Here is a 19,371-nt window from a genome sequence, read left to right as displayed (position 1 = left end):
GCCTGCCCATGACTGAAAGAAAAACCGGCCTGCAGCCCTTTTCAGACGGTCGTCATTAGCTCTTTTTTTGATAGCAAACCTGGGCCCTACAGCACGGTTTCGAGGTAGGTGTAGATGTAGTTGGAGCCGCCGTTGACGTTGCCCAGCAGGCGTGAGGCGCCAAAGATCCCGGAACGGTGCGACACGCCGAAGCCGAGATAGGTGTTCTTCAGCGCGCGTGAGCCCACCAGGTCGCCCAGGCTGACGTCGATGCTCGGGTCCAGGTAGTTGAGCAGCCGCGAGGTCTGGCGCCCGCGCGCTGCCTGGCTGCTGGACTCGCTGTAGGGCACCCGCTGCGCGAGCGATACCCCGATGCCCAGGCCGAGTCGGGTCTTGACACGATCGCTCCAGGGAAAGCCGTAGTAGTAGGCTTTCATGAAGGCGTCGAACTGCAGCCCGTTGGGCGCCAGCCCGCGGTCGTCGTGCTGCAACAGGCCGACGTAACCGACGATGTCCAGCGGCCAGCCATTGAGCTGTTCGATGAAAGGCTTGCCGATCTGCACGCCGGCGATGCGTGTCGAGTTGACCTTGGCCGTCGAAGCGCAGGTCAGCGTGATGATCTTGGCCAGGTGGCAGCCGTCTTCGGTGGACTTGCCGTACAGCACCTTCACATGGGTGGGTGAACTTTCCTCGGCCCAGTGCTGCTTGTGGGTGCCGAAATCGTAGGCGGCGCCAAAATACACGGCGGTCTGCGGCCCCTTGCGGACAATCGGGCTGTCCTTCACCTTGCCGCTCAGGTCGGTACGCGAAACGCCGCCCAGCAGGCGCCAGCCGTCGCTCAGTGCGTAAGAGGCATACAGCCCCAAGGTGGTGTTGATGCCGCTGCCGGGCGCGTAGGCTGGTCGCGTGGCGGTGGCTTCGTCGGGCCGCACGCCGTAGTAATAGTTGTTCAGCCTGGCATCGCGCATGGCCACCGTCAGGCTGGGTCGCAGCGTGAGCCGCCCCGAGCGCCAGTCGTGGCTGACGCCCAGCCGTACTTCCCTGCCCCTGGAAAAGCCCGACACATCCTGCACAAACTCCGCCTGCACGGTTCCCCAGGGCTGGCGGTAGCGCCAGGACACGCCGGCGTCCAGACCGGCGCCACGCTCGGCCATGCCGGCCAGGCTGGCCGGCAAGCGGTCGTCGCTGAAGCCCTCGAAACGCTGGTCGAGGAACACATCGACCCGCTGCGCCTCGTCCTTGAAGACCTTCACCCCGACGCGGCTGGCGTGAAGAAACAGGCGCTCGCCTTCGTAGAGGTAAAGCGGCATCAGGTCATAACGCACGCCGCCGCCCACGTAGGGCGACTGCTCGGCACGCACCAGGAAGCCCAGCCCGGCAGTGCCGGACCCATCGAGCAGATCGCTGAGGGTATCGGTGTTGGCATGGGCCGCCGGTGCCAGCAGGCAACCCGCCGCCAGCAAGATGGCGCCCAGCGGCTTGCACAAAGCGGTCAGGCGCAGGCCTGTTTTTTCAGGATCGGGGGGGAGGCTCATCTCGGCACTTTCGGTTGGCAGGTTTTCATCCTAGCCAACAAAGCCCTGCCGAAACGGTCCGTGCCTGAAAACGGGGCCGGCGCCTACAGGGGTGCAGGGTGCCGGTTGACAAAAACCGTTGCGTGAACGGTTCAGACGGGAAAGCGGGTCAGAACGGAATGTCGTCGTCCATGTCGTCAAAGCCGCTGGCGGCCTTGGTCGGTGCAGGCGCAGGCGCACGGGGGGCTGGCGCGGGTGCACGCGGCGCGGCCGCCGGCGGACGGGAATACTGGCGTTCGCCGCCATCGCCGTCAGCGTCGCCACCGGGCGAACCCATGCCTTCGCGGCTGCCGAGCATCTGCATTTCGCTGGCGATGATGTCGGTCGCGTATTTCTCGACGCCATCCTTGTCGGTGTACTTGCGCGTTTTCAGGCGCCCTTCAATGTAGACCGAGCGGCCTTTCTTGAGGTACTCGCCGACGATCTCGGCCTGGCGGCCAAAAAAGCTGACGCGGTGCCATTCGGTCTCCTCGACCATTTCGCCGGCCTTGTTCTTGTATTTGCTGCTGGTGGCCAGCGCGATGTTGGCCACGGCGTCGCCGCTGGGCAGGTAACGCACTTCGGGGTCGCGGCCCAGATTGCCGACGAGGATGACTTTGTTGACGGATGCCATGGCATGTTCTCCTAATTTTTCACAGTTTAACTGGCTGGGCCGCCACCGCACCAACCGCTTCGGAGCCGGCCGGCCCGGAAACCGGCGAGACGGCATGCCTTCCTGGCGCCTTCATCGGCCAGGCCACCAGCAGCCACAGCAGCATGAGCCCGCCACAGGCCGCAAACAGGGCCTGCGCCCCCGCGGTTTTGGCCAGCCAGCCGCCCAGGGCGCCGCCGGCAAAAAACCCGAGCGACTGCAGCGTGTTGTAGACCCCGAGCGCCGCGCCGCGGGAATGGGCCGGCGCCACCCGTGACGCCAGGCTAGGCTGGGAGGCCTCAAGCACATTGAAGCCGCAGAAAAACAGGAACAGCAAGGCGCCCAGCCCCGCCAGGCTGGGGCTGCCCTGCATCGCCGCGCCCATCAGGCCGAACTGCACCAGCGTGATCAGGCCCACCGCGGCCAGGAACACGGCGCGCAGGTAGCCGCGCTTTTCCATGGGGAACAGCGTGAACCCCATCACCAGGAAGGAGGCCAGCACCGCCGGCAGGTACACCTGCCAGTGCTGGTCCTTGCCCAACCCGGCCTGCACCAGCAGCGCGGGAATCGCCACCCACATGGCCAGCTGGACGGCGTGCAGCACAAACACGCCGACATCGAGGCGCAGCAGGGCCGGGTGGCTCAAGACCTCGACAAGGCTGCCGCGCGGCCGGTTCACGTGTTGCGCCGGCTCGGGTGGCACCCACCAGATCACCACGGCGATGCCGGCCAGCGCCAGCGCACCGGTGAAGGCAAACAGCCCGCCCAGGCCGACCTGCGCGGCCAGCAGCGGCGCCAGCACCAGCGACAGCGCAAACATCAGGGCGATGCTGGCGCCCACCAGCGCCATGGCCTTGGTGCGCACCTCGTCGCGCGTGGTGTCGGCCAGCAGCGCGGTGACGGCGGCCGAAATGGCGCCGGCGCCCTGCAGCGAACGGCCAATGATCAGCCAGCTCAGGTCGGGCGCCCAGGCGGCGACAAAACTGCCCAGCGCAAACACCAGCAGGCCGAACACAATCACCTTCTTGCGGCCCAGCCAGTCCGAGGCCATGCCAAAGGGAATCTGCAGCAGGCCCTGGGTCAGGCCGTAAATGCCCATGGCCAGGCCGACACGCGCCGGGTCGTCACCGCCCGGGTAACGCGCCGCCTCCAGCGCAAACACCGGCAGCACCAGGAAGAGCCCGAGCATGCGCAGCGCAAAAATGGAAGCCAGCGACGCGCTGGCGCGCCGCTCGGTCGCGGTCATGGGGTAGGAAGGCAGGTCGGAGCGGGTTGAAGACACAGAGGAGGGCTGGAAAATTTGAAAAAAAAGGGCTGGCAGGGTCATTCGCGGAAGACAGGAGCTATTGTCTTTGAATTGGACGGTGTTTCATTTGCCCTTGCGCAAGCACGAACTGCGCCCGCGCCGGGCGACAGGAGCCCGCCCCATGGCCCCGGAACCCCGAAAAACGCACATCGGTCTATGATGGAGGGTTTTGCGGCGCCCCTACACAGTGAACTCTTCCACCGACGGCCAATACCTCGCTCCCACCGCCGCTGACGGCCCGTTGGCGGCCGAGCCTGATACCAGCCGCTACCTGGCCCAGGCCCTGGCGGCCCAGCGCATCAGCATCCGCGGCGCGCGCACGCACAACCTCAAGAACATCGACCTCGACATTCCGCGCAACCAGCTGGTGGTGATCACCGGGCTGAGCGGTTCGGGCAAGTCCTCGCTGGCTTTTGACACCTTGTACGCCGAGGGCCAGCGCCGTTATGTCGAAAGCCTGAGCACCTACGCGCGGCAGTTCCTGCAGCTGATGGACAAGCCCGACGTGGACATGATCGAAGGCCTGTCGCCGGCGATTTCCATCGAGCAGAAGGCCACCTCGCACAACCCGCGCTCCACCGTGGGCACGGTGACCGAAATCCACGACTACCTGCGCCTGCTGTTTGCGCGCGCCGGCACGCCCTTTTGCCCCGAGCATGATTTGCCGCTGCAGGCGCAAAGTGTCAGCGAGATGGTGGACCATGTGCTGGCGCTGCCCGAAGACACCAAACTGATGATCCTGGCGCCGGTGGCGCGTGAACGCAAGGGCGAGTTTGTCGACGTGTTCGCCGAGATGCAGGCCCAGGGTTATGTGCGCTTTCGCGTGGACGGCACGGCGTATGAGTTTGACGCGCTGCCCAAGCTCAAGAAGGCTGAAAAACACAACATCGACGTGGTGATCGACCGGCTCAAGGTGCGGCCCGACATGCAGCAGCGCCTGGCCGAAAGTTTTGAGGCCGCGCTGCGGCTGGCCGACGGCAAGGCGCTGGCGATGGAAATGGATTCCGGCCAGGAGCACCTGTTCAGCGCCAAGTTTTCCTGCCCGGTCTGCAGCTACTCGCTCAGCGAGATGGAGCCGCGCCTGTTTTCCTTCAACTCGCCGGTGGGCGCCTGCCCGAGCTGCGACGGCCTGGGCCACATGGAATTTTTCGACCCAGCCCGTGTGGTGGCCTTCCCGTCGCTGAGCCTGGCCAGCGGCGCCGTCAAGGGCTGGGACAGGCGCAATGCCTATTACTTCGCCATGCTCGAAAGTCTGGCCAAACACTACAGCTTCGACATCGACACCGCCTTTGAAAAACTGCCCGAGGCGGTCCGGCAGGTGGTGCTGCACGGCTCGGGCGAGGAAGACATCAAGTTCAGCTACGTGATGGAGTCGGGCCAGTCGGCCGGCCGCAAGGTCAGCAAGAAACACCCGTTTGAAGGCGTGATCACCAACTTCGAGCGGCGCTACCGCGAGACCGACTCGGCGGCGGTGCGCGAGGAACTCGCGCGTTACCGCAGCCTGCAACCCTGCCCGGATTGCAAAGGGACCCGCCTGCGCCGCGAGGCACGCCATGTCTACCTGGTGGGCAGCACGCCGGCCGACGGCGGCCGCGCCAGCCGCAAGGCGATTTACGAGATCAGCAGCAGCACCCTGCGCGAAAGTTTTGACTACTTCAACACGCTGAGCATGGACGGCGCGAAGGCCGAGATTGCCGGCAAGGTGGTGCGCGAGATCGGCCTGCGCCTGAAGTTCCTGAACGACGTGGGCCTGAACTACCTGAGCCTGGACCGCAGCGCCGAAACGCTCTCGGGCGGCGAGTCGCAGCGCATCCGGCTGGCCTCGCAGATCGGCTCGGGCCTGACCGGCGTGATGTATGTGCTCGACGAGCCCAGCATCGGCCTGCACCAGCGCGACAACGACCGCCTGATCGGCACACTCAAACATCTGCGCGACATCGGCAACAGCGTGCTGGTGGTCGAACACGACGAGGACATGATCCGCGCGGCCGACCATGTGATCGACATGGGGCCGGGCGCCGGCATCCACGGCGGGCGCGTGATGGCGCAAGGCAGCTACGAGGACGTGCTGGCCAACCCCGATTCACTGACCGGCCAATACCTGGCGCAGATCCTGAAGATCGAGGTCCCCAAGCGCCGCACACCCTGGCTGCCGACGGTGGAAAAAGCCCCTTACCGCGACCCGAAAAAACCCTCGAAATTTGCGCCCAGCGCGGCCGGCGTCAAACGCGCCGCGCGCGAAGCCGAACACCTGCTGACCCAGGGCGAGCTGCAGGCCATCAAGGTCATCAACGCCACGGGCCACAACCTTCAAGGCGTCAGTGTCGATTTTCCGGTCGGCCTGCTGACCTGCGTGACCGGCGTGTCGGGCTCGGGCAAGTCGACGCTGGTCAACGACACGCTGTACGCCGCCGTGGCGCGCACGCTGTACCGCGCGCACGAGGAGCCGGCGCCGCATGAAAGCATCGAGGGCATCGAGCATTTCGACAAGGTCATCAATGTGGACCAGTCGCCGATCGGCCGCACGCCGCGCAGCAACCCGGCCACCTACACCGGCCTGTTCACGCCGATCCGCGAACTGATGGCCGAGATGAACACCGCGCGCGAACGCGGCTACGGCGCGGGGCGTTTCAGTTTCAACGTGGCCGGCGGCCGCTGCGAGGCCTGCCAGGGCGACGGCGTGGTCAAGGTCGAGATGCACTTCCTGCCCGACGTGTATGTGCCCTGCGATGTCTGCAAGGGCATGCGCTACAACCGCGAAACGCTGGAAGTCCAGTACAAGGGCAAAAACATTGCCCAGATCCTGGACCTGACGGTGGAAGACGCCGCCGAGTTCTTCAAGGCGGTGCCGGTGATCGCGCGCAAGCTGCACACCCTGCTCGACGTCGGCCTGAGTTACATCAAGCTCGGCCAGGCCGCGACCACGCTGTCGGGCGGCGAGGCGCAGCGCGTCAAGCTGGCGCTCGAGCTGTCCAAGCGCGACACCGGCCGCACGCTCTACATCCTGGACGAGCCGACCACCGGCCTGCATTTTGCCGACATCGACCTGCTGCTCAAGGTGCTGCACCAGCTGCGCGACGCGGGCAACACCATCGTGGTGATCGAGCACAACCTCGACGTCATCAAGACCGCCGACTGGCTGATCGACATGGGGCCCGAAGGCGGCGCCGGCGGCGGCATGGTGGTCGGTGTGGGCACGCCCGAAGACATCGCCGCCAACCCGGCCAGCCACACCGGCCGTTACCTGAAGCGGCTTTTGTAGAGAAACTGGCTGCAGCCCATGATAGACGGGCGCAAATAGCTATTATTTTCATAGCATTTTACAAGGAGCCGTATGTCGTCGATCACCCTGCGTTTTCTGGCCGAACCGAGCACCATCAACTTCGGCGGCAAGGTCCATGGCGGCACCGTCATGAAGTGGATTGACGAAGCCGGCTATGCCTGCGCCACGCGCTGGGCCAAACGTTACTGCGTCACGGTGTCGGTCGGCAGCATCCGTTTTCAGCGCCCCATCATGATCGGCGACCTGGTGGAAGTGCAGGCGCGGCTGGCCTACACCGGCAGCACCAGCATGAACATCGCGGTCGAGGTGCGCGCCGGCGACATGAAAACCGGCGAGATGGAAGTCATCACCGAATGTGTGGTGGTGTTTGTCGCGGTGGACCCGAACGGAAAAACCATCCCCGTGGACCCCTGGCTGCCCGAAACACCGGGCGACATCGCCCTGGCGCAAAACGTCAAGGCCCATCTGGACATGGCGCGCGCTGCACAGCCGCACGCCTGATGCGACAGAACGCCCTAACGGGCCGCGATCTGGCGGCCGCCCTCGTGGTGGTCGTGGTCTGGGGCGTCAACTTTGTGGTCATGAAGTTCGCGCTGCGCGACTTCACGCCCTTCCAGCTGGGCGCGGCACGTTATGTGTTTGCCGTGCTGCCGCTGCTGCTGTTTGTGCGGCCGCCCGCCATCCCGTGGAAATGGCTGGCCCTTTATGGCCTGTTCCAGGGCGTGGGGCAGTTCGGCATCCTGTTCCTCGCGCTGAAGGTCGGCATGACGGCGGCACTGGCCTCGGTGCTGCTGCAAACCCAGGTGTTTTTCACCGCGCTGTTCGGCTTTGTGCTGCTGCACGAGCGCGCCAGCCGGCCGCTGCAGGCCGGCATGCTGCTCGCGGCGCTGGGCCTGGCCTGCTTTGCGCTGAACTACCTGGCACCGGCTGCGGGAGGCGCTGCGGCCACCACGCTGGCGGGCTTTGTGCTCACCCTGGGCGCCGCCGCCATGTGGGCCATGTCCAACATCGTGGCGCGCCACGTGCAGCAAGGTGGGACGGCCTACTCACCGATGGCCTTTGTGGTCTGGAGCAGCATCTTCGCCATCCTGCCCTTCGTGCTACTGTCCCTGGTGTTCGACCCCGAGGCGACGCGCTGGCAGTGGACCCAGGCGCGCGCCTCGAGCTGGCTGGCGGTGGCCTACCTCGGCTGGGTCGCGACCATCCTGGGTTACAGCCTGTGGACCGGCCTGCTCAAGCGCCACCCCGCCAACCGCGTTGCGCCCTTCAGCCTGGGCGTGCCGGTGGTCGGCCTGACCACCGGCATGCTGGTGCTTGGTGAAGCCATCACGCCGTGGCAGTGGGCCGGCATCGCGCTGATCGCCGCCGCCCTGGTCTGCGTATTGTCTGGCAGCCGCTGGAGAGCCGCCAAAGCGGACTGACCGGGCCGCGGCTGTTGCGAAGCCGGGTCAGAGCTTGCGGCGGCGCGCAAAACGCACCACGGTGACGCCGGCCTTGGCCTGCCGGGTCGAGGGCATCACCAGCACACAGTCGTCGTAGGGCGTTGTGACCGGCTCGGCGTCGTTCCAGCCGATCACCGTGCCGGCCTGTGTAATGACTTCCAGTCCCCGGTAGGGCTGCACAAAGCGGAACTTCTCGCTGCTGGCCACCACCGGCCCCGTCACATCGAGGGCCCACTGCTGCGGCGCGTCGGCCTGGCGCCAGCCCGGCAGTAGCCGCGCCAGCGTCGGCGCGTCCAGCGTGCCGGCAGCCTGCAGAAAGCGCACGCACAGGTCCTGCGCCACGACGCGGCTTTCGAGGTGGCCATGAAAGCCGCATTCGACCAGCAGGGAGCGGGTGCCGTTGTCACTGCCGTCGGCACCCAGTTCGCCAAAGCGGCCGTAGTCGCGCATGCGCACACCGTCCTTGTGCCCGGGGTCCACCACCACGTGTTCGGGGCTGCGCAGTTCGCGTGCCAGCGCCAGGTTGCGCGCCTGCATGCCGGTCAGCAGCAGCGGCGCGGCGGGTTCGTGCATGCTGTGCAGATCGAGCAGCCAGTCGGCCTGCGCCACAAACGGCAGCAAGGCCGCCGCGCGCCGGCGCTCCTGCGTGCCGCCGGCCTGCAGGCGCTCGGGCGACCACTGGCGGTTGAGGTCCTCGTCCACAAAGCGCGAGGCATCGTGGTTGGCCGCATCGAAACGGTCGAACGCGGCCAGGTTGCAAAACGCCAGTGTCAGGCGCCCCTGCTGCGGCCGCAGGCCGGCCTCCAGCAGGCCCTTGAGCGCCCAGGCGCCACACAGCTCGTTGCCGTGGATCAAGGCGGTGATCAGCACCTGCCGGCCGGGCTGGCCCGAGTCAAACTGCCAGACACCTTCGGTGCCGGTGTTGCCCGCGCGCCAGGCGGCGATGTCGGGCTTGGGCAAATCAAATGGCAAAGGGGTCGTCATTCTTTGATGTTCGCAAAATCAACAATGCGTTTGTACTTGGCGGTTTCCTGGCTCAGGAACTTCGGCATGTCCACATTGAGGGGCGAAACCGTCGAGCCCGAATCTTCCAGCTTCTTGCGCAGCTCGGGCGTCTGCAGGGAATCATTCAGGGCTTTCTTGAGCTTGGCCACCACCGGCTCCGGCAGGCGGGCCGGTCCCATCAGCGCAAACCAGATGTTGATGTCGATGCCCTTGAGCTTGGGCGTCTCGGCCAGGGCCGGGATGTCAGCGGTCATCGGCGAACGCCGGGCTTCGGTGGTGCCGAGCGCGACCACCTTGCCGCTGCGGATGTGCGGCAGGCCGCTGGACAGCACGAACACACCGAAGTCAATGTTGTTGCCCAGCAGATCGTTGGCCAGGGGCGCCACGCCGCGGTAGGGAATGTGGGTCATGAACAGGCCGCCCTGGTCCTTGACCATCTCGCCCGCCAGATGCAGGGCCGTGCCCACGCCGGAGCTGCCAAAACTGTACTTGCCGGGGTTTTGCCGGACCAGGCTCATGAACTGGTCCACCGTCTTGACGCCCGACTTCTGCGAGGCCACCAGCACCATGGGCTGGGTGGCGATCAGGCCGATCGGCGTGAAGTCCTTGACGTCGTATTTGACGGCGCTCGACACCAGCCGGGTGATGGCGATTTCATTGCTCGCGCCAACCAGCAGCGTGTAGCCGTCCGGTGCGGCGTTGGCGACCTTCTGCGCGCCGATCGCGCCACCGGCACCGCCCACGTTGTCGATGATGACCGGCACGCCCAGCTTGCGCGACAGCTCGGCGCCCAGGGTGCGCCCATTGAGGTCGGTGCTGCCACCCGGCGGGTAGGCCACCACGATGGTGATGGGTTTGCTGGGATAGCTGTCGGGCTGGGCGCCCACGCTGGCGCAGGCCAGCACAGCCAGGGCAGCGCAGACGGCGGCACGGCGCGAAAGAGGCAGGAAGGGCATGGTATTTCTTTCAACAGTCAGGAGGGTCATTCGGTGATCCTGGCGTAGTCGACGATCTTTTTGTACTTCGCGACTTCGGCATTCAGGAAACGGGGCATGTCCACGTTGAGGGGGGCAATGGTCGAACTTGCGTCCTCGAGCTTCTTGCGCAACTCGGGCGACTGCAACGAGTCGTTCAGGGCTTTCTTGAGCCGGGCCACCACCGGCGCGGGCATCTGCGCCGGCCCCATCAGCACATACCAGGTGCCGATGTCCATGCCCTTGAGCCTGGCGTTCTCGGCCAGCGCGGGAAGGTCGGGTGTCACCGCCGAACGCTGGCGCTCGGTCGTGCCCAGCGCCACCAGCTTGCCGCTGCGAATGTGCGGCAGCGCGCTGGACAACACATACACACCAAAGTCGATGTTGTTGCCGAGCAGGTCATTGGTCAGCGGCGCCACGCCGCGGTAAGGGATGTGCGTCATGAACAGCCCGGCCTGTTCCTTGAGCATTTCACCGGCCAGGTGCAGGGAGCTGCCCACGCCCGACGAGCCATAACTGAACTTGCCGGGGTTCTGTTTGACCACGCTCAGGAACTGGTCGATGGTTTTGACACCGGACTTCTGCGAGGCCACCAGCACCAGCGGCTGCGAGGCAATCAGGCCGAGCGGCGTGAAGTCCTTGAGGTCGTATTTGACCGACGTGGACACCAGCCGGTTGATGGCGATTTCATTGTTGGCGCCGACCAGCAGCGTGTAGCCGTCGGGGGCGGCATGGACCACTTTTTGCGCGCCGATCGCGCCCGCCGCGCCGCCGATGTTCTCGATCACCACCGGCACGCCGAGTTTTTTCGACATCTCGGCCGCCAGGGTGCGACCGGTCAGGTCGGTGCTGCCACCGGGCGGATAGGCCACCACGATGGTGATGGGCTTGCCAGGGTAGGCCTCGGGCTGCGCGGCGACCGGCAGGGCCGCCAGCATCGTCACGGCCCCCATCGCAGACAAGGCCAGCCAACGGGTGGCGTGGAAGGTGAAACCATGGGCTGACATCGCGACTCCTGAAAGGACACAGACCTGTTCATTGTGTTGATGGCGGCCTTCGGTCTGGTGCCGTTTTGGCACCGTTCATGGCTGTTTTGGCAACAGCTCAGCGCTGCGCCATCACCTGCCACAGACGTTCGGCCAGCGCGTTCAGGCGGTGCTTGGCGCGGTAAGCCCGCACCTCGAAGCCGACCTCCAGGTGGGCGTCGCCCAGCACCACCAGCTGGCCCGCCTTGCAGGCAGCCGACACCATGGACCACGGCAGCCAGGCCACCCCCAGGCCCTTGAGGGCATATTCGTACACGGCGTCGGCCGAGTCGCACTCGATCACCCGCTGCAGGCGCGGGGCATGCGGGTTGTTGGCCAGATGGTCCTGCACCAGACGGCCCAGCGCCAGGGTGCCGGCATAGGCCAGGTAGGGCGTGCCGGCCTTTGCGCCGAAGCGGTGCTGCCCGCGCCCTTGGGCATTGGCCCGGGTGACCGGCACCAGCCGGTCCCGGGCCAGCGTCAGGTGCGTGTACTGGCGCGCACTGAGGCGCACGGCCAGCAGCGGGTGATGGTAAATCAGCATGAAGTCGACCTCGCCGCGTTCCAGCATCTGCGCGGTGTCGGTCAGGGAACGGGTCAGGATGCGCAGCTCGCCCTCCCCCAGCAGCGGCCTGAAGCGCAGCAGCAGATCGGCCACCAAGGTGCGCGCCAGCGTGCGCCCGGTGGCGAGCGCAACCAGGTTCTCGTGGCGTCCGGCGGCATTGAGCAGCTCGTCGTGCGCGGACTTCAGGTTGCCCACCATCTGCTGCGCGTTGTCCAGCAGGCTGGTGCCGGCGGCGGTGAGTGTCAGCGGCGTTTTCTCGCGCTCAATCAGCGTCGTGCCGGCCCAGGCCTCCAGCGCCTTGATGCGGCGCCCGAAGGCCGGGTGCGTGACGTGGCGCAACTCGGCCGCGCGGCTGAAGCTGCGGGTTTGCGCCAGCGCCACGAAGTCTTCCAGCCATTTGAGTTGCATCGCTGACCCGGGAGTGGTGGCTGGGCTGCTGCCAACAGCTCAGCGTCGCGCGGCCTGCAGCACATCCCGCGTCCGGATGGCTTCGCGCCGCGCCGCCTCGGCGAAGTCGTCACTCGACGAGGCGTAAAGAATGGCGCGCGACGAGTTCACGATGATGGGCGCGCCCGGCCGCCAGCCGGCCTTGACGGTCGCCACGGCGTCGCCGCCCTGCGCACCGACGCCGGGAATCAGCAGCGGCAAGGTGGGCGCCACGGCGCGCACACGTTCAATCTCCGCCGGGTAGGTGGCGCCCACCACCAGGCCGAGCTGGCCGTTGAGGTTCCACGGGCCCTGTGCCAGGCGCGCCACGTGTTCGTAGAGCAGCGGCTGGCCGTCGATGGAGGCCAGGCGCTGGTTCTGCAGGTCGTCACCGCCGGGGTTGGAGGTGCGGCACAGCAAAAACGCGCCCTTGCCTGCGTGCTTGAGATAGGGGGCGACCGAGTCAAAGCCCATGAAGGGCGAAAGGGTCACCGCATCGGCGCCGTAGCGCTCGAAGGCCTCGACGGCGTACTGCTCGGCGGTGCTGCCGATGTCGCCGCGCTTGGCGTCCAGGATGATGGGCACCTGCGGCGCCACGCGGCGCATGTGTTCCATCAGGCGCTCGAGCTGGCCTTCGGCGCGGTGCGCGGCGAAGTAGGCGATCTGCGGCTTGAAGGCGATGGCCAGATCGGCCGTGGCGTCCACGATGGCGGCGCAGAAGTCGTAGATCTTGTTGGAGTCGCCCTTGAGCTTGCCCGGGAACTTCGTGGGCTCCGGGTCCAGGCCCACACACAGCATCGATTGGTTCTGGCGCTCAGCCGCGCCCAGCATCTCGAGAAAGGTCATCCCTTATTGTAAGAAGGTGGCCAAAGCGCCCCTCTGCGCCAAAGCGGGACAATCAACCCACTTGCTACAACGGAGACCGGGAAACATGCGTCTGAGCCGACAACAACTGGTCGTGCTGGTTTTGCTGACACTGGCCTGGGGCATCAACTGGCCCATCATGAAACTCGGCGTCGCCGACTTTCCGCCTTTGAGCTTTCGCGCGCTGTCGATCTGGCTGGGCATTCCGGTGCTGGGTGCGGCGATGCTGCTGATGAAGGTGCCGTTTTTTGTGCCGCGCGAGAAATACCGCGAGCTGTTCTGGCTGGCCTTTGCCAACATGTTTGTCTGGCACGGGCTGATCATCCTGGCGGTCAAAAACCTCAGCAGCGGGCGGGCCGCCATCCTGGGCTACACCATGCCGATTTTTTCGGCCCTGTTCGGCGCCTGGTTCTTCGGCAACCAGCTGCAGCGCCGCAGCTGGCTGGGGGTGGCCGCGGCCGCGCTGGGCGTGTCGCTGCTGCTGTGGCACGAGTTGACCAACCTGTCGGGCCGGCCCATTGGCGTGCTCTGCGCGCTGGCGGCCGCGGCCACCTGGGCCGTCGGCACGCAGAAGCTGCGCAACACCACGATGCCGGTGGCCACCCTGACGATCTCCTTCTGGATGACGGTGATGACGGCGGTGGTGATGACGGGGCTGAGCGCGGCCTTCGAGATGCCGCAGTGGAAGGCGCCTCCGGCCGTCAGCTGGGCCTCGATTCTCTACAACGCCGTGATCATTTTCGGCTTTGCCCACGCGGCCTGGTTTTTCCTGGCGCGCAGCCTGCCACCGATCGCCTCCACTCTGAGCGTGATGATGATTCCCATCCTCGGCGTGTTTTCGGGCGCGCTGGGGCTGGGCGAGGTCCTGCACTGGCAGGACTGGGCCGCGGTGGTGCTGATGGTGGTGGCGATCGCCTCGGTGCTGGCGCCGCAGCGGGTCGCAGCCAAGTAAAACGGTCGCAGCGCAGGGGCTCTCTTCATACCAGCCGGGGCCGCGGGTCCGGCTTGGCCGGCCCGCAGGCGCAGCGGCCCCCTCGGGGCTGGAGACTGCGGCTCCAAAGCTGCTTGAGCAGGTTTGGACAGGAGACAGAAGCGAAGCCTCTGGCGAGCGGCGGCCTGCAAGGTGCGGGAGCTACACGGAGTGAGCGACCGTGGGGGCCACACTCATCGCCAGGCACAGGTCGTCCCAGGCCTTGGCCTTGTCGCCCAGGCTGCGCAGCAGGTAGGCCGGGTGGTAGCTGACCACCACCGGCACGCCGAGGTAGCGAAACACCTGGCCGCGCAGCTTGCCGAGCGGAATTTTATGCAGCTCGGGCACGCTGTCCTGCAGCAGCGACTGGGCGGCAAATTTGCCCAGCGCCAGGATCATTTTCGGCTGCAGCAGCTCGACCTGGCGTTTCAGGTAGGGCTCGCACTGCGCCACTTCCGCCGGGTCGGGGTTGCGGTTGGCCGGCGGGCGGCACTTCAGTACATTGGTGATGAACACGCTGGTCGAGAGACCGGCCCGCGGCGCGTCGCCGACATGGCCGCGCTGCAGGCCGATGGCCAGCAGCATGTTGTCGAGCAGCTTGCCGGCCGGGCCGACAAAGGGCTCACCGGCGAGGTCCTCGTTTTCGCCGGGCGCCTCGCCGACGATGAGCCAGTCGACCTGCGGCGCGGCGCCGTCGGCGGCCGCCGGTCCGATACCAAACACCGTGTTTTTCCGGCCTTCGCACAGGGCGCAGGCGCGGCAGCCGGCCACCGCGGCCTGCAGGGCGGGCCAGTCCATGCGCTCCACGCCCGCCGGACGCGGCTGCAGGCCGGGGGCCGGGCGCGACACCGGCGCCTGGGCCGGTACCAGTCGCAGCGCCGGTGCGGCGGGCGCGCCCCGTGCCGGTGCAACCTCGGCGTCGAATCGGGGCTCAGCCCTTTCGGTGCGGGCATCAACAGCTATGTTATTCATAGCAACCGGTGCCGGGGCGGGCGCAGCCGCCGGCGCCGGCGGCTGCCAGAGGCGCACGCCCATTTCGCGCAGCATGGCGCGCTGGCGTTTGTCGAGGTCCAGGCTCACGGCCGCACCTTCATGGCTCGCTGTGTCCGGCTTGCAGCGCCATGCTCATGACCACGGCGTCCTCGCGCGTGGCATGCGCCGCGGGGTAGTACTGGCGCCGGGTGCCGACATGGCGAAAGCCGTAACGCTCGTACACCGCCCTGGCGCGGCTGTTGCTCACGCGCACTTCCAGCCACAGCCACTGCGCGCCCTCGCCACGCGACCAGAGCGCCAGCGCGTCGAGCATCACGCGGGCCCAGCCCTGGCGCTGGTGCGCCGGCGCCACCGTGATGTTGAGCAGGTGCACCTCGTCCACCCCTTTCATGGCCACAAAATACCCCAGCAGCTCCGCGCCCGGCCCGCTGCCGCCGGTGAGCACCAGCGCCTGGTAACCGGCCTTGAGCGAATCGCTGAAATTGCCGCGTGTCCACGGGTGCGCATAAGCACTTTGCTCGACCCGCAGCACCGCATCGAACCACGACTCGGTCATGGGTTCGAACTGGGCTTCGAGGGGTTCGAGAACAGCGCTCATGTCTCATTATCGGCCCGCCGCCGCGGCGATGCCGGCCTTGACGCGGGCTCGTTCTTCGGTGGTCAGGGCCACCTTGTCACGGACGTACAGCGGCAGCGCTTGGCTGGCCGGCACGCCCTGGCCGGCGGCCAGCAGTGCAGGCGCCAGCCGCAGCATGGCCGCCGCCGTCGGCAAGGCGGTAATGCGCGGCAGGCTGTCCGGAAACACCGGCAGGCGCGCCGCGTAGACGCTGAACACATTGCCGGCCAGCAGGCTGTCTGCCGGATCGAGCGGCAGGTTTTCCGGGCGTATCAGGGCGCAGTCGGCCAGCGCGGTCCAGCGCCCGGCGGTGCAGGCAAAACGCTGCACATACATCTCGTCCATGCGTGCATCGAGCAGCGCCGTGACCTGCAGGCGGGCCGCGGCCTGCGGTCCTTCGTGCTGGAAGCGGGCTTCTTCGGCCACCGCCATCAGCGTGTCCAGCGGCAGCACCGGCAGGCGCGCGCCCAGCGCCAGGCCCTGCGCCACGGAGCACGCCGTGCGCAGGCCGGTGAAGGAGCCGGGGCCGCGGCCAAACACCAGCGCGTCCAGCTCGGCCAGCGCCAGCCCGGCCTGGCCCAGCAGGTCGAGAATCGCCGGGATCAGCGTGCTGGAGGCCTGCGCCGCGCCGGGGCCGGTGTGCTGCCAGGTGCGCGACCCGTCGCTGAGGGCCAGCGACATGCTGTCGGTGCTGGTGTCAAAGGCCAGGAGTTTCATGGGTTGATGCATCAAATCAGGCCTTGGCCCTTGTATTATCTACGCCGTCAGCTATTAAATCAGGAGCAACTGCCGTAACGCGCTGGGCCTGCACACGCACGCCAAACACAATGCCCAGCGTTACCAGCGCCAGCCCGGCGAGCAGGTTCCAGTAGAGCGGCTCGCCGAGGAAAAGCACCGCGCCCAGTGCCGACAGGCCGGGCACCACGGCCGTGATCATGGTCGAGCGCACCGGGCCGAAGGACTGGACCATCTTGGTGAAGGTGATGCCCGAGATCACCACCGAGCCCACGCCCTGGAACACCATCTGGAAAACAATCTCGCTCCAGGGCGCGCTGGCCAGCCGGGTGGCGATGGCGCCCGAATACGCCAGCAGGCTGTAGACCGGCACATAGGTCACGAAGGCGAACACGCTGATGGCAATGGTGGCGGACACCGCCTGCAACGCATGTTTGCGCACCAGCACCGAATACACGGCCCAACAGGTGGAGGCGCAGAGAAACAGCAGATCGCCCTTCCAGACCTGGCTGCCGGCTTGCGTCCAGGCCTGCAGCAGGCTGGCGCCGCCCACCATCACGTCGCCCAGAAAAATCAGGCCCAGGCCGATGGCGCGCACCGGCGTCACGCGGTCTTTCAGGATCAGCACGGCCATCAGGGTGGTGCTCAGCGGCAGGGTGCCGGGCAACAGCACCGAGGCATGAGCCGCCGGGGCGAAATAAAAGCCGCTGTAGGCCAGGCAGGCGTAACCGACACCGCCGACCAGGCCGATCAGCGCGGTGAGCCGAAAGCCCAGCGGCGACAGGCCCAGCCAACTCGGCGGTGCATCCCCCGGGCGGCTGTCGCGCGCGCGCCGCCAGACCAGCCAGGCACCCCAGGGCAGCAGCACCAGCGCCGCGCCGATAAAACGCAGCAGGCTGATGTCCAGCGGCGTGAGGCTGCGGTGCGCCGTGGCGCGGGCAATCACGATGAAGGAGGTCCAGATGGCAACGGTCACGAGGGCGGCAAGCACGCCGACCGTCTTGGGAGAAAAACGCATGGGTTGATTATCCGGGCAAGCGGCGGATCTGCCGGGCCAGGCCGATAATCAGCCATGCTCCCCCCTCCCCTGTTGTTCTGCCGGCTGGCTGCCGTGTTCGCCCTGGGCCTGGCCCCCGGCTGGGTGCTGGCCCAGAAAGCCGTGCGCGCCCCCAAACTGGCGCTGCCGCCGGCCATCGCCAAGGCCCTGGTGCGTGCGCAGGTCCCGCCCGACGCCGTCACGCTGCTGGTGCTGGACGCCTCGGGCCGGCAGCCGCCGCGCCTGGAGCACCGCAGCACGGTGCCCATGAACCCGGCGTCGGTCATGAAGCTGGTGACCACTTACGCCGCACTGGATGTGCTGGGGCCCGACTACACCTGGAACACCCGCCTGACCCTGGACGGCAGCCTGTCCGACGGCATCCTCAACGGCAACCTGGTGGTGCGCGGCGGCGGCGACCCCAAGCTGGTGGTCGAGCGCCTGCAGGCGCTGCTGGGGCAGGTGCAGGCCAGCGGCGTGAAGGTGATACGCGGCGACATCGTGCTGGACCGCAGCGCCTTCCTGGTGCCGGCGCTGGACGCTGGCGAGTTCGACGGCGAACCGCTGCGGCCCTACAACGCGCGCCCCGATGCCCTGCTGATCAACTTCAAGTCGCTGGTGATGCGCTTCACGCCTGACCTCGCCAATGGCCACGCGCGGGTGCAGAGCGAGCCGCCCATGGCCGGCCTGCTCGTCGACGACACGGTGCCGCTGGCACGCGTGAGCCGCTGCGGCGACTGGCGCAGCGAGTTGCGCGCCAGCGTGCACAGCCCCGACCGCATCCAGTTCGCCGGCAGCTACTCGCCGGCCTGCGGTGAGCGCCTCTGGCCCACGGCTTATGCCGAGCCCGCCACCTTTGCGGCGCGCGCCATTGAAGGCTCGTGGCGCGCACTGGGCGGGCTGCTGACCGGCAGCGCGCGCGACGCCACACCGGCCGAGCTGGCCATGCTGCGCGCCCGCGGCACGCTGTCGGGTGAAAAAGCGCCGTTGCGCCTGGACGCGCCCTCGCTGCCGCTGCGCGACATCGTGCGCGACGTCAACAAGTTCTCCAACAACGTGATGGCCCAGCACCTCTTCCTCACCTTGGGACGCAACGCCCAGCCGGGCGACCATCCGCAGGGCACGCCGGAAGCCGGCCGCGCCGCGCTGGCGGCCTGGTGGAAAAAAATCCTGCCGCGGCAAGAGGCCCCGGTGATGGACAACGGCTCGGGCCTGAGCCGCGTCGAACGCATCAGCGCCGCCAGCCTGGCCGCCATGCTGCAGGTCGCCGCCCAGGGCCGTGTCGCGCAGGACCTGCTCGACTCCCTGCCGATTGCCGGCGTGGACGCCACCATGCGCGCCCGTGCCACCACGGTGACCGGGCAGGCCTTCATGAAGACCGGCTCGCTGCGCGACGTGACGGCCTTGGCCGGCTATGCCAATGGCGCCAGCGGCGCACGTTACATCGTGGTCGGCATGGTCAACCATCCGAATGCAGGCGCGGCGCGGCCGGCGCTGGATGCGTTGATCCAGTGGGCGGTGCAGGAGCGTTGAGGGGCCATCCCTTCTTGGCATCACGCTGCGGCTTGGGTTCGCTACGGACAGTAGGACTGACTCCCCACTCCCACCCCTAACCCCTCCCTCGCCCCGCTGGGCGATGGAGGGGGACTTCATTTGGCCGCGTGTGCTGCGCTCGCGTGCACACATGACCGCCAACTGAATCCGACCTGACGCGCTGTGCGCGTCAGGTCCCCCGCGTCCGCACCCGTTCCCACCCGTCGGGCTGATCCCGAAGCGCCGGCACAGCTCGCGACGGTTGGCGCCGTCTTTCGTCGCCAGTGCAACAAATTCCTGTTTCAGACTCATGGTGTCTTGTGCTTTCCAAGGCATGGTGACCCTCCGGCAAATTCGCCGGAAAGTGTCAACCATGTCCCCGCACACCTGTCACCTATGTCCCCGGTCTATACA

At 67.1% G+C, this 19,371-nt stretch carries 17 protein-coding genes and 1 pseudogene; 5 read left to right on the top strand and 13 right to left on the bottom strand.

Annotated features, from left to right (window positions below):
• Positions 1-86 precede the first annotated feature (86 nt).
• The 3 genes from B7G53_RS11080 to B7G53_RS11070 form a co-directional block, all read right to left on the bottom strand.
• Positions 87-1,514, bottom strand: coding sequence for a MipA/OmpV family protein (locus B7G53_RS11080; RefSeq protein ID WP_096667554.1), 1,428 nt, complete (start codon positions 1,512-1,514; stop codon positions 87-89).
• Positions 1,515-1,662: 148 nt separating this feature from the next.
• A complete protein-coding gene (gene ssb / locus B7G53_RS11075; RefSeq protein ID WP_096667552.1) occupies positions 1,663-2,166 on the bottom strand; it encodes a single-stranded DNA-binding protein in 504 nt (167 codons plus the stop codon).
• 19 nt (positions 2,167-2,185) lie between these two features.
• Positions 2,186-3,430 carry an MFS transporter gene (locus B7G53_RS11070; RefSeq protein WP_096667737.1) on the bottom strand — a complete coding sequence of 415 codons (1,245 nt, stop codon included), beginning with the start codon at positions 3,428-3,430 and terminating at the stop codon, positions 2,186-2,188.
• A gap of 301 nt (positions 3,431-3,731) precedes the next feature.
• Between B7G53_RS11070 and uvrA the strand changes: the two genes are divergently transcribed.
• The 3 genes from uvrA (at position 3,732) to B7G53_RS11055 (ending at position 8,194) form a co-directional block, all read left to right on the top strand.
• Positions 3,732-6,752 (top strand): excinuclease ABC subunit UvrA, encoded by a 3,021-nt coding sequence (uvrA, locus tag B7G53_RS11065; RefSeq protein WP_096667735.1) that lies wholly within the window; start codon positions 3,732-3,734, stop codon positions 6,750-6,752.
• Between the two features lie 72 nt (positions 6,753-6,824).
• The gene (locus tag B7G53_RS11060; RefSeq protein WP_096667550.1) at positions 6,825-7,274 is read left to right on the top strand and encodes an acyl-CoA thioesterase; all 450 of its coding nucleotides are present in this window, start codon (positions 6,825-6,827) and stop codon (positions 7,272-7,274) included.
• Complete coding sequence (locus tag B7G53_RS11055) at positions 7,274-8,194, top strand: EamA family transporter (RefSeq protein ID WP_096667548.1); 921 nt, start codon at positions 7,274-7,276, stop codon at positions 8,192-8,194. The genes B7G53_RS11060 and B7G53_RS11055 overlap by 1 nt, the downstream gene beginning before the upstream one ends.
• A 27-nt stretch (positions 8,195-8,221) precedes the next feature.
• On the opposite strand, the gene B7G53_RS11050 is transcribed toward B7G53_RS11055, so the two are convergent.
• The 5 genes from B7G53_RS11050 to pyrF form a co-directional block, all read right to left on the bottom strand.
• Complete coding sequence (locus tag B7G53_RS11050; protein ID WP_096667546.1) at positions 8,222-9,199, bottom strand: succinylglutamate desuccinylase/aspartoacylase domain-containing protein; 978 nt, start codon at positions 9,197-9,199, stop codon at positions 8,222-8,224.
• Positions 9,196-10,206, bottom strand: coding sequence for a Bug family tripartite tricarboxylate transporter substrate binding protein (locus B7G53_RS11045; protein WP_255249974.1), 1,011 nt, complete (start codon positions 10,204-10,206; stop codon positions 9,196-9,198). Before B7G53_RS11045 ends, B7G53_RS11050 begins: the two co-directional genes overlap by 4 nt.
• Positions 10,203-11,201 (bottom strand): Bug family tripartite tricarboxylate transporter substrate binding protein, encoded by a 999-nt coding sequence (locus B7G53_RS11040; protein ID WP_096667542.1) that lies wholly within the window; start codon positions 11,199-11,201, stop codon positions 10,203-10,205. Before B7G53_RS11040 ends, B7G53_RS11045 begins: the two co-directional genes overlap by 4 nt.
• A gap of 97 nt (positions 11,202-11,298) precedes the next feature.
• Complete coding sequence (locus tag B7G53_RS11035) at positions 11,299-12,192, bottom strand: LysR family transcriptional regulator (RefSeq protein WP_096667540.1); 894 nt, start codon at positions 12,190-12,192, stop codon at positions 11,299-11,301.
• Positions 12,193-12,231: 39 nt separating this feature from the next.
• Entirely contained in the window at positions 12,232-13,056 is an 825-nt protein-coding gene (gene pyrF, locus B7G53_RS11030) for an orotidine-5'-phosphate decarboxylase (protein WP_176491339.1), read from the bottom strand.
• A gap of 85 nt (positions 13,057-13,141) precedes the next feature.
• Between pyrF and B7G53_RS11025 the strand changes: the two genes are divergently transcribed.
• Positions 13,142-14,026 (top strand): DMT family transporter, encoded by an 885-nt coding sequence (locus B7G53_RS11025; protein WP_096667538.1) that lies wholly within the window; start codon positions 13,142-13,144, stop codon positions 14,024-14,026.
• Between the two features lie 180 nt (positions 14,027-14,206).
• Here the strand turns inward: B7G53_RS11025 and B7G53_RS11020 are convergent, their stop codons facing one another.
• From B7G53_RS11020 to B7G53_RS11005, 4 genes are read right to left on the bottom strand one after another with little or no spacing between them, the layout of a single operon-like run.
• Positions 14,207-15,118 (bottom strand): uracil-DNA glycosylase, encoded by a 912-nt coding sequence (locus tag B7G53_RS11020; RefSeq protein WP_255249978.1) that lies wholly within the window; start codon positions 15,116-15,118, stop codon positions 14,207-14,209.
• 16 nt (positions 15,119-15,134) lie between these two features.
• The gene (gene rimI / locus B7G53_RS11015; RefSeq protein ID WP_096667536.1) at positions 15,135-15,635 is read right to left on the bottom strand and encodes a ribosomal protein S18-alanine N-acetyltransferase; all 501 of its coding nucleotides are present in this window, start codon (positions 15,633-15,635) and stop codon (positions 15,135-15,137) included.
• A gap of 6 nt (positions 15,636-15,641) precedes the next feature.
• On the bottom strand, positions 15,642-16,370 hold the full coding sequence (gene tsaB, locus B7G53_RS11010; RefSeq protein ID WP_096667534.1) for a tRNA (adenosine(37)-N6)-threonylcarbamoyltransferase complex dimerization subunit type 1 TsaB: 729 nt from the start codon (positions 16,368-16,370) through the stop codon (positions 15,642-15,644).
• 16 nt (positions 16,371-16,386) lie between these two features.
• On the bottom strand, positions 16,387-17,406 hold the full coding sequence (locus tag B7G53_RS11005; RefSeq protein ID WP_096667532.1) for a DMT family transporter: 1,020 nt from the start codon (positions 17,404-17,406) through the stop codon (positions 16,387-16,389).
• Between the two features lie 54 nt (positions 17,407-17,460).
• Here B7G53_RS11005 and dacB point away from each other — a divergent pair, with 54 nt between their 5' ends.
• Positions 17,461-18,957, top strand: a complete 1,497-nt coding sequence (gene dacB, locus B7G53_RS11000; protein WP_096667530.1) for a D-alanyl-D-alanine carboxypeptidase/D-alanyl-D-alanine endopeptidase — start codon at positions 17,461-17,463, stop codon at positions 18,955-18,957.
• A gap of 216 nt (positions 18,958-19,173) precedes the next feature.
• Here dacB and B7G53_RS23430 read toward each other — a convergent pair.
• Positions 19,174-19,293 (bottom strand): annotated as a pseudogene (locus B7G53_RS23430) (IS481 family transposase); the annotation flags it as partial.
• Positions 19,294-19,371: the final 78 nt, after the last annotated feature.

The sequence above is a fragment of the Polaromonas sp. AET17H-212 genome (assembly GCF_002379085.1).
GTDB lineage: Bacteria > Pseudomonadota > Gammaproteobacteria > Burkholderiales > Burkholderiaceae_C > Polaromonas.
The sequence above is the reverse complement of the archived record's forward strand: the minus strand, read 5'-3'. Positions and strand labels throughout refer to the sequence as shown.